This is a genomic window from Streptomyces sp. NPDC059003, assembly GCF_042740445.1.
GTDB lineage: Bacteria > Actinomycetota > Actinomycetes > Streptomycetales > Streptomycetaceae > Streptomyces.
In genome coordinates this window covers 35,197-49,198 of record NZ_JBHYJH010000039.1, presented here as the reverse complement: position 1 = coordinate 49,198, position 14,002 = coordinate 35,197, and the positions used below count along the sequence as shown (strand labels likewise).

Below are 14,002 nucleotides of genomic sequence, written 5' to 3'. Positions count from 1 at the left end.
GGGCCTGGAGGAAGGCGGGCGTCGTCAGCCCTGCGACAGATGCCGCTCCACGGTCTCGACCTTGGAGGTCATGCCGTCCGTCACGCCGGGGCGGACGTCGGCCTTGAGGACGAGGGAGACCCGGGGCGCCCGAGCCTCCACGGCCGCGACGGCGCGCTTGACCACGTCCATCACCTCGTCCCACTCGCCCTCGATCGAGGTGAACATCGCGTCGGTCCGGTTGGGCAGACCCGACTCGCGGACCACGCGGACGGCGTCGGCGACGTACTCCCCCACGTCCTCGCCGACGCCGAGGGGCGTCACGGAGAAGGCGACGATCATGCGTTCACGACTCCCTCGCGGCGGGCGCGGGAGGCGATGACCGCGGCCTCGGCCTCGCGCTTCAGCTTGCGGTCGGCGAAGAAGCCGCCGGTGGGCAGGACGGAGAGGACGAAGTAGAGGAGGCCGGTCTTGGCGTCCCACTTGGTGCGGTTCCAGGCGTCGAGCCAGAACAGGACGTAGAGGACGAAGAGCAGACCGTGGATCATGCCCATCGCCGGTACGGCGTTGAAGTCCGTGGTCCGCTTGAGCACCGAGCAGACGATGAGGAGCAGGAAGGACACGGCCTCGGGAATCGAGACCAGGCGGAGGCGGCGGAGTGCGGAAGCGGTCTTGATGTCCACGGGTCACCTTCGGGGCGGGGTCGAGGTCGATCTTGTGAACGGATGCACAAGCGCTCCCCATTGTGGCATCAGGGGCCCGTGAGGGATTTTCCGGGGTCCGGTCAGGGTCGGCGGCCCTGTCGCCGGGACCCGCGCTGCGGATACCTTCGGCTTCGTGGCTACGTTCCGATTGCAGGGCAGCAGAGTGCTCGCCGTGGACATGAGCGGCGATGCCGTGAAGGCGAAGAACGGGTCGATGGTCGCCTACGACGGCACCATGATCTTCAAGAAGCTGACGGGGGGCGGTGAGGGCATCCGCGGCATGGTCACGCGCCGGCTGACCAATGAGCAGATGACCGTGATGGAGGTGAAGGGGCACGGCACGTGCTGGTTCGCCGACCGCGCCACGGAGATCAGCCTGGTGCAGCTCCAGGGCGAGAAGCTGTACGTGGAGTCGAGCAACCTGCTGTGCACGGAGGCGAGCCTGCGCACCGGCACCACCTTCACGGGCCTGCGCGGCGCCTCCCAGGGCAACGGCGTGTTCACCACCACCGTCGAGGGCATGGGCCAGGCGGCCATCATGTCGGACGGCCCGGCGGTGATCCTGCGCGTCACGAAGCAGTACCCCTTGACCGTGGACCCGGGCGCGTACGTGGCGCACCAGGGCAATCTCAAGCAGAGCTTCCAGTCCGGGGTCACCTTCCGCCATCTGTTCGGCGAGGGCGGCGGCGAGGCCTTCCAGATCCGCTTCGAGGGCGAGGGCCTTGTCTACGTCCAGCCCAGTGAGCGCAACACGATCGCGGGAGACGTGTGACATGCCGTTCCGTGAGGTCAACGCAAAGATGGTCGAGGCGACCCTGCAGCCGGGCGTGAAGCTGTTCAGCCAGCGCGGCGCCATGCTCGCCTACAAGGGAGACGTCTCCTTCACCCCCAACATCACCGGCGGCCAGGGCGGCCTGATGTCCATGATCGGCCGCCGCGTCGCCAACGAGTCCGTGCCCCTGATGACCGTCGAGGGCTCCGGCACGGTCCTGTTCGGGCACGGCGGCCACCACGTCCATGTGATCGCCCTCAGCGGCGACACGATGTACGTGGAGGCGGACCGCCTGCTCGCCTTCGACGGCACCCTGCAGCAGGGCACGATGTTCCTCGGCTCGCAGGGCGGCGTGATGGGCATGGTGCGCGGCCAGGTCTCGGGCCAGGGCCTGTTCACGACGACCCTCAAGGGCCACGGCGCGGTCGCCGTGATGGCGCACGGCGGCGTGATCGAGCTGCCGATCACCCCCCAGCGCCCGGTCCACGTGGACCCCCAGTCGTACGTGGCGCACCACGGTGACGTACGCAACAAGCTGTCCACGGCGCTCAGTTGGCGCGACATGGTGGGCCGCGGCTCCGGCGAGGCCTTCCAGCTGGAGCTCAGCGGCAGCGGCGTGGTGTACGTCCAGGCATCGGAGGAGAAGCTGTGAGCACGCCCGTGATCTTCGACCCGATGACGCTGCCGAGCGACGACAACGTCAACGCGTACACGTTCTGCGTGGAGCTCAGGGGCAGCCAGTGGTTCCTGCAGAAGGGCAAGATGATCGCCTACTACGGGCGCATCGACTTCAACGGCATCGGACACGGCCGCCTCGACCGCCTCGTGCGCACGTCCTTCCACTCCCCGCTGCACGCGAGCGACTGGGTCGTGGCCGAGGGCGAGGGCAAGATGCTCCTCGCCGACCGCGCCTTCGACGTCAACTCGTACGACCTGGAGGACGGCAACCTGACGATCCGTGCGGGCAACCTCCTCGCTTTTCAGCCAAGTCTCGCGCTCAAGCAGTCCATCGTTCCCGGCTTTCTCACCCTGATCGGGACGGGCAAGTTCGTGGCGGTGTCGAGCGGTCCGGTGGTCTTCATGGAGCCGCCGATCCGGGTGGATCCCCAGGCCCTCGTCGGCTGGGCGGACTGCCCGTCCCCCTGCCATCACTACGACCACCAGTACATGACCGGGGTGATCGGCGGCCTGCGCGCACTCACGGGAATCGGCGGCACGTCCGGGGAGGAGCACCAGTTCGAGTTCGTGGGCGCGGGCACGGTGCTGCTGCAATCGTCGGAGGCGCTGATGGCGGACGTGGACACGGGCGCGCTGCCGCAGCAGGCCGGGGTGCCGGGCGCGGGGGCCACGGGCGGCGGCCACGGCGCGGGCGGCCCGTCCGGCCAGCGCGGGCAACATGGCCAACGTGGACAGCAGCCGCAAGGACCGCGCCTTCCCGGACAACTAGGAGACCTCCAGCGTCGCTTCGGCCTGTGAGCGGTAGTCTGCGGAGTGTGACGGCGAACGCCTGTACCCCTCGATCTCCGGGGGGTGCGAGGCGCGTCACACCCCGACACTCGTTCACCATTCAACTTCTTAGGTAGAATCGATTCCATGGAGACCGAGACGGCCCCGCAGTGGCTGACCGACGAGGAACAGTGCGCCTGGCGTACCCACGTGGAGGTCAACAGGATGCTGACGTACCAGCTGGAGAAGGATCTCCAGCCGTTCAACCTGACCATGAACGACTACGACATCCTCGTGCATCTCTCCGAGTCCGAAGACCTTCGGATGCGCATGAGCGACCTGGCGTCCGCCACCCTGCAGTCCAAGAGCCGCCTCTCCCACCAGATCACCCGCATGGAGAACGCGGGACTGGTCCGGCGGGAGAACTGCGAGTCCGACCGGCGCGGACTCTTCACCGTCCTCACCGAAGAGGGCCTGGAGACCATGAAGCGCGTCGCCCCGCACCATGTGGCCTCCGTGCGGCAGCACTTCGTCGACCTTGTCTCGCCGGAGGCGCTCAGCGACCTCCACAAGGCGCTGACGCCTATCGCGGAGCACCTGCGGGGGCTGCGCGGCAAGCCCTGACCCTGTTTGCGGGTTGTCAGGGGCTGGGCGCGCCCGCCCCGGCCGGCAGGCGCAAGGTGAACAGGGCGCCGCCGTCTGGGGACTCGGTGACCGTGAGGGTGCCGCCGTGGCGGGTGGCTACGTCTCGGGCGATGGCCAGGCCCAGGCCCGCTCCGCCCTCGTCCCGGCCGCGTGCGTCGTCCAGGCGTACGAAACGTTCGAAGATCCGCTCACGCTCGGCCGGTGGCACGCCGTCCCCGTCGTCGGCCACCTCAAGCACCGCCCACGCCCCGTCGGCCCGGGTCGTGACCGTCACCCGGGAACGTGCGTGCCGCTGCGCGTTCGTCACCAGATTGCCGAGCACCCGCGCCAACTGACCGCGCGATCCAGCCACTTCGACGCTCTCCAGTTTCCTCGTCACCGCGATCCGGTCGGCCGGACGCTGCGAGAGCTCCTCCTCGGCCAGGGCCCCGAGCTCCACCCGGCCCTGGACCGGCTTCTCCCCCGCGTCGAGGCGGGCGAGCAGGAGCAGGTCGGCGGCCAGCTCCTGGAGGCGCACGGTGTCCTCGACGGCACCCGGCACATCCAGCAACTCCGGGTGGGCGGCGCCCACTTCGAGCTGGGTGCGCAGCGAAGCGATCGGGCTGCGCAGCTCGTGCGAGGCGTCGGCGACGAACCGCCGCTGCCGCTCCACGGACGTCTCCAGGGCAGCCAGGGTCTCGTTCGTGGTCCGGGCCAGGCGCGCGATCTCGTCGTGCGTGTCCGGCTCGGGCACCCGGCGCGCCAGGTCCTCGGACGCGGTGATCGCGGCCATCTCGGCGCGGATCGCGTCCACGGGGCGCAGTGCGCGGCGCGTGACCAGCCAGGTCACGGCCGCGATCACGGCGAGCAGGAGGGGGAAACCGATCAGCATCGCGGTCAGCGCGGTGGTGACGGCGCTCTGTTCGGCGGTCAGCGGCGCGCCCGCGTGGACGGTCAGCTCACCCTTCGACTCGGTGTTCACCCGCACCGCGGCGAAGCGGTAGTCCTGCGTGTCGCCGTCGACGGTCGCCGAGCCCTCGGAGACATGGGCCTCGTCGTCGATCTCGCCGAATTCAAGGGAGTCGGAGTCCTCGCCGGAGTCCTCCGCGGCGTCCTCCTTGTCGTCACTGTCGTCACTGTCGTCGCTCTTCTCGCTACTGTCGTCGCTCTTCTCGCTCTTCTCGCTCTTCGGGCGTACGTCGCTGACTCCCGTACCGCTGATGCGCTCCAGGTCCTCGCTGGCCTTCACCAGACGGCCGTCGTCGTTCACGACCTGGACGGGGTTGTCCTCCTCGTCGGGCAGCTCCAGCTTGGCGTACGAGACGTTGGCGGCGAGCTGGGCCGCGACCTTGCGGGCGGCCGACTCCGCCTGCGCGTCCGCCTGGTCGACCAGGCTCGTCCGCAGGGAGAGGAGCACGGCGGCGCCCGCGGCGACGAGCGCGAGCGCGACGACGAGGGTCGCGCCCACCGTCGCGCGGGCCCGCACGGACCCGAAGAGCCTTCTCATCGCGGGGCCTCCAGGCGGTAACCGGCGCCCCGGACCGTCTTGATGAGCGGCGCCCCCAGCTTGCGGCGCAGCGTGCTCACGTACACCTCGACGATGTTGGGATCGCCCTCGTACGCGAAGTCCCAGACGTGCTCCAGGATGTCGGCCTTCGACACCACCTGGCCCACGCGCACCACCAGTTGCTCCAGGACCGCGAACTCCTTTGCCGTGAGGGCGATTTCGTCGCCCTCGCCCTCTCCCCCGCCCGCTGCGCTCCCCTGCTCCCGGAACACACGGCGGGACGCCGTGTCGATCCTCAGGTCGCCGATCCGGTGCACCGGCGAGGGGGCCGCGGCGCGGCGGCGCAGCAGCGCCTTCACGCGGGCCACCAGGACGACGTAGCTGAAGGGCTTGGTGAGGTAGTCGTCGGCGCCCGTGTCCAGGCCCTCGGCCTCGTCGTACTCGCCGTCCTTGGCGGTGAGCATCAGGATCGGCACGTCGTGCCCCGCGGCGCGCAGCGCCGAGCAGACGCGGTAGCCGTTCATGCCCGGGAGCATGATGTCCAGGATCACCAGGTCGTACGTGCCCTCGCTCGCCCGGTGCAGACCGTCGACGCCGTCGTGGACGACGTCCACGGCGTAGCCCTCGGCCGTCAGGCCCTTGGCCAGGGACAGGGCGAGGCGCTTTTCGTCCTCCACGATCAACAGGCGCATGGGCCCCAGGATGCCGGAGCGAAGCTGAAGAGTTCTTCAGGCTTCTTCAGGAAGGCTTCAGGAACGTTCAGCCAGATTGGTTCTCGTCGGAACGGACGGCCCCGCTTCACTCGGGGCCACCCACTCGGGAGGAACCCTCATGAAGCGCAACATCGCCATCGCCGGCATCGCGGCCCTCGCTCTCGCGGCGGGCGGTACGACGGTGGCCCTCGCCGCCGGCGGCGACGACGAGCCGTCGAAGGCGGGCGCCAAGTCGAGCGTGCGGGTGCAGGACGACGACCGCCGGGGCACGGTGCTGCGGGACGACGACGCCGCCGAGAACTCCGCCGAGGTTAAGGCGGCCGAGGTCAGCGCCGCCGACGCGATCTCCGCCGCGCTGAAGTCCGCGTCGGGGACCGTGGTCTCCGCCGACCTGGACGACGAGGACGGCGGCCTCGTCTGGGACGTCGACGTCCTCGGCAAGGACGGGCGCACCTGGCACAGCGTGCAGGTCGACCCGGGGACGGGGAAGGTGCTCGGCTCGTACGTCGAGCGGGACGACGACGAGGACGATGCGCGGGTCGCGGGTCTGCTGAAGGGGGCGTCGGTGTCGGCGTCCGACGCGGTGAAGGCCGTTTCCGGGAAGGGGACGGTGACGTCGGTGGACGTCGACGACGACTCTGGCGTGGGCGCCTGGGACGTGGAGACCGTGTCTGGCGCGGGCGCCGAGAGCCACTGGAACGTCGACGTACGCTCCGGCAAGGTGACCGCCGGCCCCCTCGACGACTGACCTCCCCGCCGCCACCGCGGCGCTTGCTCCCCACCCCCACGCGAGCCGAACGCTCCCCGTGGGGGTTTCTCATGATCGACACCCGCGGCCCCCGGCCGCTACCGCGGCGGCTGTTCCCCACCCGCCCGCCCGTTTCCACCCCCACGCGAGCCGAACGCTCCCCGTGGGGGTTTCTCACAGTCGGCGCCTGCGGCTCCCCGCCGCTACCGCGGCGGTTGTTCCCCACCCGCCCGCCCGTTTCCACCTCCACGCGGGGTGGACGCCCCTGGTGGGTCTTGCCCGCCGTCGGCGGCTGCGGCGCCGTCCCTCACCCACCCAGCCGCAGCGCTCCGCGCAACGCCCACCGCCCGGTGCGGGGTAAACGGGTGGGGCGGGTGGGGGAAATCCCGCCGCGGTAGCGGCGGGCACATGCGCACTCGGCCGCAGCGCTTCGCGCGACCAGCACCCCGCGGGGTGCTGGAAACGGGTGGGCTGGGTGGGAGAGATCCCGCCGCGGTAGCGGTGGGGGCGCTAGCTTCGCCCCGCAGCAGGTGCGTGGGGGACCCCCCTACGACGACGTCAGGCCCTCCACCAGGGAGTCCGCGGCCGCGTACGGATCCAGGCCCCCGGCCACGATCCGCTCCGCCAAAGCGCTCAGCCGCACGTCCCCGTGCAGATCGGCGATCCGCTCCCGCAGCGCCGTCACCGCGATGGTCTCGACCTCACGCGCGGCCCGCGCCACCCTCCGCTCCGCGAGGACCCCCCGCTCGTCCATCCACGCCCGGTGCTTCTCCAGGGCCTCGACCAGCTCGTCGGTGCCCTCACCGCGCGCGGCGACGGTCTTGACGATGGGCGGGCGCCAGTCGCCGGGGCCGCGGGACTCGCCGAGGCCGAGCATGTGGTTGAGCTCGCGCGCGGTCGCGTCCGCGCCGTCACGGTCGGCCTTGTTGACCACGTACACATCGCCGATCTCGAGGATCCCGGCCTTCGCCGCCTGGATGCCGTCGCCCATGCCGGGCGCGAGCAGGACCACCGACGTGTCGGCCTGCGAGGCGATCTCGACCTCGGACTGGCCGACGCCGACGGTCTCGACGAGGACGACGTCGCAGCCCGCGGCGTCGAGCACGCGGATGGCCTGGGGCGCGGCCCAGGCGAGCCCGCCCAGGTGCCCCCGCGTCGCCATGGAGCGGATGTAGACGCCGGGGTCGGACGCGTGCTCGGACATCCGCACGCGGTCGCCGAGCAGCGCGCCCCCGGAGAACGGCGACGAGGGGTCCACGGCGAGGACACCGACCCGCTTCCCGGCCCGCCGGTACGCGCTGACCAGGGCGGACGTCGACGTGGACTTGCCGACACCCGGCGATCCGGTGAGCCCCACCACGTACGCGTTCCCGGCGAGCGGGGCGAGCGCCGCCATCACTTCGCGCAGCTGCGGCGACGCCCCCTCCACCAGCGAGATCAGCCGGGCCACGGCCCGCGGCCTGCCTTCGCGGGCCTGGGCCACCAGGGAGGGGACGTCTTGCATTGCGGCTCCGTTCCGTACGTACGTGAGACGAAGGGACGACGTGGAAGGGCTCAGCCCGGGGCTCGCCCGGGGCTCAGCCCTTGGCCACCTTCAGGATGAGCGCGTCACCCTGGCCACCGCCGCCGCACAGCGCCGCCGCGCCCACGCCGCCGCCGCGCCGCTTCAGTTCGAGCGCCAGGTGCAGGACGAGGCGCGCGCCGGACATCCCGATCGGGTGACCCAGGGCAATGGCACCGCCGTTGACGTTCACCTTTTCCGGGGACACCCCGAGGTCGTTCATTGACTGGACCGCGACGGCGGCGAAGGCCTCGTTGATCTCGATGAGGTCCAGGTCCTCGACGCCGAGGCCCTCCTTCTTCAGCGCGTGCAGGATCGCGTTGGACGGCTGGGACTGGAGGGAGTTGTCCGGGCCCGCCACATTGCCGTGGGCGCCGATCTCGGCGATCCACGCGAGGCCGAGCTCCTGCGCCTTCGCCTTGCTCATCACGACGACGGCCGCGGCGCCGTCCGAGATCTGCGACGACGTGCCCGCGGTGATCGTGCCGTCCTTGGTGAACGCCGGGCGGAGCTTGCCGAGGGTCTCCACCGTGGTCTCGCCGCGGATGCCCTCGTCCTGGGAGACGAGCACCGGGTCGCCCTTGCGCTGCGGGACCTCGACGGGGGTGATCTCGGCGTCGAACGTGCCGTTCTTCTGGGCGGCGGCCGCGCGCTGGTGGGAGAGGGCGGCGATCTCGTCCTGCTCGGGCCGCCGGATGCCGAGGCGGGTGTTGTGCTTCTCCGTGGACTCGCCCATGGCGATGGACTCGAAGGGGTCGGTGAGCCCGTCGTGCGCCATCGAGTCGAGCATCTCGATCGCGCCGTACTTGTAGCCCTCGCGGGACTTGGGCAGCAGGTGCGGGGCGTTCGTCATGGACTCCTGGCCGCCCGCGACGACGATGTCGAACTCGCCCGCGCGGATCAGCTGGTCCGCGAGCGCGATCGCGTCGAGGCCGGAGAGGCACACCTTGTTGACGGTGAGCGCGGGGACGCTCATGGGGATGCCCGCCTTGACGGCGGCCTGGCGCGCCGGGATCTGTCCCGCCCCGGCCTGGAGCACCTGCCCCATGATCACGTACTGCACCTGGTCGCCGCCGATGCCGGCCCGGTCGAGCGCGGCCTTGATCGCGAAGCCGCCCAGGTCCGCACCGGAGAAGGACTTGAGCGAGCCGAGCAGACGCCCCATGGGCGTGCGCGCACCCGCGACGATCACTGAGGTGGTTCCGGTCGTTCCGGACATGTGGGAGGCCCCTTTCAGCTGGGGAGCTGAGGAGTGAACGAGGGTTTACTCGAATGTACTGAGCGGTACGGCGCGCGTCATCGGGCGACGAGTGTGATCGCGCGCACGTTGCGTAATCGCGGTCACAGGCGCTGCACTTGAGTCATGCTGACGCGAATCGATCACATCGGGATCGCCTGTCGGAACCTCGACGAGACGGTCGAGTTCTATCGCGCGACGTACGGCTTCGAGGTGTTCCACACCGAGGTCAACGAGGAGCAGGGCGTGCGCGAGGCCATGCTGAAGATCAATGAGACCTCGGACGGCGGCGCCTCGTACCTCCAGCTCCTCGAGCCGATCCGGGAGGACTCGGCCGTGGGCAAGTGGCTCGCCAAGAACGGCGAGGGCGTGCACCACATCGCCTTCGGCACGGCCGACGTGGACGGCGACGCCGCCGCCATCCGCGACAAGGGCGTGCGCGTCCTGTACGAGGAGCCGCGCATCGGCTCCATGGGCTCGCGCATCACCTTCCTGCACCCCAAGGACTGCCACGGAGTCCTCACGGAACTGGTCACGTCGGCGCCCGCGGAACACCCGGAGCACTGACCACCCGTTATCCGGGGCCGGTAGGGTTAGTGGCGGCCGTCCGAACCTTGGGCGGTCGCTTGCCGGGGTCCGGGTTTCGGGGGACGAGCGTCGGGGCAGCAGCCCAAGCTCCGCTGTTGATCTGACACCATTCCCCGGGGGCCCCGTTCGGAGGATGGACGGGGTTCGCACGAAAGAGACTTGCGACCAGGGGACGGATGGGACCGCGCAGTGCGGGGCTACGAGAGCCAGGACAGCCGGCGACCGGCTGAGGCCGACCATCTCGCACGGTTCGAAGCCGAGATGGACCGGCTGAAGACCGAGCGGGAGAAGGCCGTCCAGCACGCCGAGGACCTCGGCTACCAGGTCGAGGTGTTGCGCGCCAAGCTGCACGAGGCGCGCCGCAACCTCGCGACCCGCCCTGCCTACGACAGCGCGGACCTCGGGTACCAGGCCGAGCAGCTCCTTCGGAACGCCCAGATCCAGGCCGAGCAGCTGCGCGCCGACGCCGAGCGCGAGCTGCGCGAGGCCCGCGCCCAGACGCAGCGCATCCTCCAGGAGCACGCCGAGCAGCAGGCCCGCCTCCAGGCCGAGCTGCACACGGAGGCCGTGTCCCGGCGCCAGCAGCTCGACCAGGAGCTGAACGAGCGCCGCCAGACCGTCGAGTCGCACGTCAACGAGAACGTGGCGTGGGCGGAGCAGCTGCGCGCCCGTACGGAGCAGCAGGCCCGCCGCCTCCTCGAGGAGTCGCGCGCCGAGGCCGACCAGGCCCTGGCCGCCGCCCGCGCCGAGGCCGAGCGGCTCGCGGAGGCGGCACGGCAGCGGCTCGCGGCCGACGCCGAGAGCGCCCGCGCGGAGGCCGACGCCACCCTGCGCCGCGCCCGCGCCGACGCCGAGCGGCTCCTGAACGCCGCGTCGACGCAGGCCCAGGAGGCCACCGACCACGCGGAGGCGCTGCGCTCGTCCACCGCGTCCGAGTCCGACGAGGCGCGCCGCAAGGCCGCCGATCTCAGCCGCGCCGCCGAGCAGCGCATGGCCGAGGCCGACGCGGCGCTGCGCGAGGCGCGTGCGGGGGCCGACAAGCTCGTCGCCGAGGCGAAGGAGGCGGCGGCCAAGCAGCTCGCGGCGGCCGAGGCCGCGGGCGAGCAGCGTACGCGTACGGCGAAGGAGCAGGTCGCCCGGCTCGTCGGCGAGGCCACGAAGGAGGCCGAGGCCGCCAAGGCGGAGGCCGAGCAGCGGGTCGCGGACGCCCGTGCCGAGGCCGAGAAGCTGATCGCGCAGGCCGCCGAGAAGGCGCGCTCGATCACCGCCGAGGAGACGGCGTCGGAGATCGCGAAGGCCGCGCGGACCGCCGAGGAGGTCCTGACCAAGGCGTCCGAGGAGGCGAAGGCGACCACGCGCGCCGCCGCCGAGGAGGCCGAGCGAGTCCGCGGCGAGGCGGAGGCCGAGGCCGACCGGCTGCGCGGCGAGGCCCATGACATCGCCGAACAGCTGAAGGGCGCGGCGAAGGACGACACCAAGGAGTACCGCGCCAAGACGGTCGAGCTGCAGGAGGAGGCGCGCCGGCTGCGGGGCGAGGCCGAGCAGCTGCGGGCCGACGCGGTCGCCGAGGGCGAGCGGATCCGCGACGAGGCGCGGCGCGAGTCCGTGCAGCAGATCGAGGAGGCGGCCCGGTCCGCCGAGGAGCTGCTCACCAAGGCCAAGACCGACGCGGACGAGGCGCGCCAGGCCGCCGCCGCCGAGGCCGAGCGGGTCCGCACGGAGTCCGTGGAGCGGGCCACCGCCCTGCGCGAACAGGCCGAGGAGACCCTGGAGCGCACCCGCGCGGAGGCCGACCGGCACCGCACGGAGGTCCATGAGCAGGCCGAGGCCGTCAAGAGCGAGGCGGAGGCGGCCGCGCAGGCGCTGCGCGAGGAGACCGACCGCGCCGTCGCGGCCCGCAAGGCCGAGGCCGACGCGGAGCTCGCCCGGCTCCAGGAGGAGGCCGAGGAGCGCCTTGCCGCCGCCGACAAGGCGCTGAGCGACGCGCGCGCCGAGGCCGAGCGGCTGCGCCGTGAGACGGCCGAGGAGACGGAGCGGCAGCGCACGGAGACCGCCGAGCGGATCCGCACCCTGCAGTCGGGGGCCGAGGCCGAGGCGGAGCGGCTGCGCGACGAGGCCGCGTCGGACGCCTCACAGGCCCGTGCCGAGGGCGAGGCCGTCGCGGTGCGCCTGCGCTCGGAGGCGGCCGCCGAGGCGGAGCGCCTGAAGACGGAGGCGCAGGAGACCGCCGACCGGGTGCGCGCGGAGGCCGCTGCCGCCGCCGAGCGGGTCGCCGCGGAGGCCGCCGAGGCCCTGTCGGCCGCGCAGGAGGAGGCGGCCCGGCGCCGCCGCGAGGCCGAGGAGACCCTGGGCGCCGCGCGCACGGAGGCCGACCAGGAGCGGGAGCGGGCGCGCGAGCGCAGCGAGGAGCTCCTCGCGTCGGCGCGCAAGCGCGTGGAGGAGGCCGAGGCCGAGGCCCTGAGGCTGCTCGCGGAGGCGGAGACGCGCGCCGGGGAGCTGGTGTCCGCGGCCGAGCAGCAGGCCCAGTCGGTGCGGGACTCCGTCGCCGGCCTGCACGAGCAGGCGCAGGAGGAGATCGCGGGCCTGCGCTCGGCGGCCGAGCACGCGGCGGAGCGCACGCGGACGGAGGCGCAGGAGGAGGCGGACCGGGTCCGCGCCGACGCGCACGCCGAGCGGGAGCGCGCCGCCGAGGACGCGAGCCGCACCCGCCGTGAGGCCACGGAGGCGGCGGAGGCCGCGAAGGCCCTCGCGGACAGCACGGTCGCGGACGCCATCGCCGAGTCCGAGCGGCTGCGCCGCGACGCGTCCGAGCACGCCCAGCGGGTGCGCACGGAGGCCTCGGACACCATCGCGCAGGCCGACCAGGACGCCGCCCGCACGCGCGCCGACGCCCGCGAGGACGCCAACCGCATCCGCGGCGACGCGGCGAGCCAGGCGGACACGCTGATCGGCGAGGCCCGCAGCGAGGCCGAGCGGCTCACCACCGAGACCGCGGCCGAGGCCGAGCGGGTGCGCGCCGAGTCGGTCGCCGAGGCCGAGCGCCTCACCGCGGAGACGGCCGCCGCGGCCGAGCGCGTGCGCGCCGAGTCCGTCGCGAAGGCCGAGCAGCTGATCTCGGACGCGACCGGCGACGCCGAGCGGCTGCGCGCCGAGGCCGCGGAGAACGTCAACTCCGCGCAGCAGCACGCCGAGCGGATCCGTACGGAGTCCGAGCGGCTCAAGCGGGAGGCCGAGGCGGAGGCGGAGCGGCTCAGGGCCGAGGCGCGCGACGAGTCCGAGCGCACCCTCGACGAGGCCCGCCAGGCCGCCAACAAGCGGCGTACGGAGGCCGCGGAGCAGGTCGACAAGCTCATCACGGAAGCCACGGCGGAGGCCGAGAAGCTGACGTCGGACGCCCAGGAGAAGGCGCTGAAGGCGACGACGGACGCCGAGGCGCAGGCCGACACGATGGTCGGCGCGGCCCGCAAGGAGGCCGAGCGGATCGTCGCCGAGTCGACGGTCGAGGGCAACACGCTGGTGGAGAAGGCGCGTACGGACGCGGACGAGCTGCTCGTCGGCGCGCGCCGGGACGCGACGGCGATAAGGGAGCGCTCCGAGGAGCACCGCGACCGCGTCACGACGGAGATCGAGGAGCTGCACGAGCGGGCGCGGCGCGAGTCGGCGGAGGCGATGAAGTCCGCGGGCGAGCGCTGCGACGCGCTGGTGAAGGCCGCGGAGGAGCAGCTCGCGGAGGCCGAGGCGAAGGCCAAGGAGCTGGTGTCGGACGCCAACTCCGAGGCGAGCAAGGTGCGTATCGCGGCCGTGAAGAAGGCCGAGGGGCTGCTCAAGGAGGCCGAGCAGAAGAAGGCGGAGCTGGTGCGCGAGGCCGAGCGCATCAAGGCGGAGGCGGAGGCGGAGGCCGAGCGCATTGTCACCGAGGGCAAGCGCGAGCTGGAGGTCCTGATGCGCCGCCGCGAGGACATCAATGCGGAGATCTCCCGTGTCCAGGACGTGCTCGAGGCGTTGGAATCGTTTGAGGCCCCGCAGGGCGGCGGCAAGGACTCGGGCGTCAAGGCAGGGGCCGCGGCGGGGGCTACTCGTTCGGGTGGCAAGCCGTCAGAAGGCTAGCCACGGGGCGTTTTCC

Annotated in this window: 13 protein-coding genes; 7 read left to right on the top strand and 6 right to left on the bottom strand. The window is 72.2% G+C overall.

Annotation, left to right across the window (positions count from 1 at the left end):
- Positions 1 to 24: 24 nt before the first annotated feature.
- Positions 25 to 321 carry an MTH1187 family thiamine-binding protein gene (locus ACFWZ5_RS16865; protein WP_384804570.1) on the bottom strand — a complete coding sequence of 99 codons (297 nt, stop codon included), beginning with the start codon at positions 319 to 321 and terminating at the stop codon, positions 25 to 27.
- Complete coding sequence (locus tag ACFWZ5_RS16860) at positions 318 to 662, bottom strand: DUF3817 domain-containing protein (protein ID WP_384804568.1); 345 nt, start codon at positions 660 to 662, stop codon at positions 318 to 320. The genes ACFWZ5_RS16865 and ACFWZ5_RS16860 overlap by 4 nt, the downstream gene beginning before the upstream one ends.
- A 154-nt stretch (positions 663 to 816) precedes the next feature.
- On the opposite strand from ACFWZ5_RS16860, the gene ACFWZ5_RS16855 reads away from it, so the two are divergent.
- The 4 genes from ACFWZ5_RS16855 to ACFWZ5_RS16840 all read left to right on the top strand — a co-directional run bounded on the left by ACFWZ5_RS16855 (position 817) and on the right by ACFWZ5_RS16840 (position 3,525).
- On the top strand, positions 817 to 1,455 hold the full coding sequence (locus ACFWZ5_RS16855; protein WP_384804566.1) for an AIM24 family protein: 639 nt from the start codon (positions 817 to 819) through the stop codon (positions 1,453 to 1,455).
- Position 1,456: 1 nt separating this feature from the next.
- On the top strand, positions 1,457 to 2,107 hold the full coding sequence (locus tag ACFWZ5_RS16850) for an AIM24 family protein (RefSeq protein WP_384804564.1): 651 nt from the start codon (positions 1,457 to 1,459) through the stop codon (positions 2,105 to 2,107).
- A gap of 23 nt (positions 2,108 to 2,130) precedes the next feature.
- Positions 2,131 to 2,931 carry an AIM24 family protein gene (locus tag ACFWZ5_RS16845; protein ID WP_384804576.1) on the top strand — a complete coding sequence of 267 codons (801 nt, stop codon included), beginning with the start codon at positions 2,131 to 2,133 and terminating at the stop codon, positions 2,929 to 2,931.
- Between the two features lie 117 nt (positions 2,932 to 3,048).
- A complete protein-coding gene (locus tag ACFWZ5_RS16840) occupies positions 3,049 to 3,525 on the top strand; it encodes a MarR family winged helix-turn-helix transcriptional regulator (protein WP_384804562.1) in 477 nt (158 codons plus the stop codon).
- Positions 3,526 to 3,541: 16 nt separating this feature from the next.
- On the opposite strand, the gene ACFWZ5_RS16835 is transcribed toward ACFWZ5_RS16840, so the two are convergent.
- Together ACFWZ5_RS16835 and ACFWZ5_RS16830 are read right to left on the bottom strand one after the other, a co-directional pair.
- Entirely contained in the window at positions 3,542 to 5,032 is a 1,491-nt protein-coding gene (locus tag ACFWZ5_RS16835) for an ATP-binding protein (RefSeq protein ID WP_384804560.1), read from the bottom strand.
- Positions 5,029 to 5,724, bottom strand: a complete 696-nt coding sequence (locus ACFWZ5_RS16830; protein WP_384804558.1) for a response regulator transcription factor — start codon at positions 5,722 to 5,724, stop codon at positions 5,029 to 5,031. The genes ACFWZ5_RS16835 and ACFWZ5_RS16830 overlap by 4 nt, the downstream gene beginning before the upstream one ends.
- A 139-nt stretch (positions 5,725 to 5,863) precedes the next feature.
- Here ACFWZ5_RS16830 and ACFWZ5_RS16825 point away from each other — a divergent pair, with 139 nt between their 5' ends.
- Positions 5,864 to 6,493, top strand: a complete 630-nt coding sequence (locus ACFWZ5_RS16825; protein WP_384804556.1) for a PepSY domain-containing protein — start codon at positions 5,864 to 5,866, stop codon at positions 6,491 to 6,493.
- A 547-nt stretch (positions 6,494 to 7,040) separates the two neighbouring features.
- Here the strand turns inward: ACFWZ5_RS16825 and meaB are convergent.
- Together meaB and ACFWZ5_RS16815 are read right to left on the bottom strand one after the other, a co-directional pair.
- Positions 7,041 to 7,997 carry a methylmalonyl Co-A mutase-associated GTPase MeaB gene (gene meaB, locus ACFWZ5_RS16820; RefSeq protein WP_384805028.1) on the bottom strand — a complete coding sequence of 319 codons (957 nt, stop codon included), beginning with the start codon at positions 7,995 to 7,997 and terminating at the stop codon, positions 7,041 to 7,043.
- Positions 7,998 to 8,070: 73 nt separating this feature from the next.
- Positions 8,071 to 9,273 (bottom strand): acetyl-CoA C-acetyltransferase, encoded by a 1,203-nt coding sequence (locus tag ACFWZ5_RS16815; protein ID WP_384805026.1) that lies wholly within the window; start codon positions 9,271 to 9,273, stop codon positions 8,071 to 8,073.
- Between the two features lie 144 nt (positions 9,274 to 9,417).
- Here ACFWZ5_RS16815 and mce point away from each other — a divergent pair, with 144 nt between their 5' ends.
- Positions 9,418 to 9,858: a methylmalonyl-CoA epimerase gene (gene mce, locus ACFWZ5_RS16810; RefSeq protein ID WP_384805023.1), complete on the top strand. Its 441-nt coding sequence runs from the start codon at positions 9,418 to 9,420 to the stop codon at positions 9,856 to 9,858.
- Positions 9,859 to 10,068: 210 nt separating this feature from the next.
- Entirely contained in the window at positions 10,069 to 13,986 is a 3,918-nt protein-coding gene (gene scy / locus ACFWZ5_RS16805; RefSeq protein ID WP_384805021.1) for a polarized growth protein Scy, read from the top strand.
- The last annotated feature ends 16 nt before the right edge of the window (positions 13,987 to 14,002 follow it).

Bases quoted from the DNA above. Each gene is read 5' to 3' on its own strand.
- ACFWZ5_RS16815 (WP_384805026.1), bottom strand. From the start codon at position 9,273: ATGTCCGGAACGACCGGAACCACCTCAGTGATCGTCGCGGGTGCGCGC.
- ACFWZ5_RS16850 (WP_384804564.1), top strand. From the start codon at position 1,457: ATGCCGTTCCGTGAGGTCAACGCAAAGATGGTCGAGGCGACCCTGCAG.
- ACFWZ5_RS16830 (WP_384804558.1), bottom strand. From the start codon at position 5,724: ATGCGCCTGTTGATCGTGGAGGACGAAAAGCGCCTCGCCCTGTCCCTG.
- ACFWZ5_RS16845 (WP_384804576.1), top strand. From the start codon at position 2,131: ATGACGCTGCCGAGCGACGACAACGTCAACGCGTACACGTTCTGCGTG.
- ACFWZ5_RS16825 (WP_384804556.1), top strand. From the start codon at position 5,864: ATGAAGCGCAACATCGCCATCGCCGGCATCGCGGCCCTCGCTCTCGCG.
- ACFWZ5_RS16835 (WP_384804560.1), bottom strand. From the start codon at position 5,032: ATGAGAAGGCTCTTCGGGTCCGTGCGGGCCCGCGCGACGGTGGGCGCG.
- meaB (WP_384805028.1), bottom strand. From the start codon at position 7,997: ATGCAAGACGTCCCCTCCCTGGTGGCCCAGGCCCGCGAAGGCAGGCCG.
- ACFWZ5_RS16840 (WP_384804562.1), top strand. From the start codon at position 3,049: ATGGAGACCGAGACGGCCCCGCAGTGGCTGACCGACGAGGAACAGTGC.
- ACFWZ5_RS16865 (WP_384804570.1), bottom strand. From the start codon at position 321: ATGATCGTCGCCTTCTCCGTGACGCCCCTCGGCGTCGGCGAGGACGTG.
- mce (WP_384805023.1), top strand. From the start codon at position 9,418: ATGCTGACGCGAATCGATCACATCGGGATCGCCTGTCGGAACCTCGAC.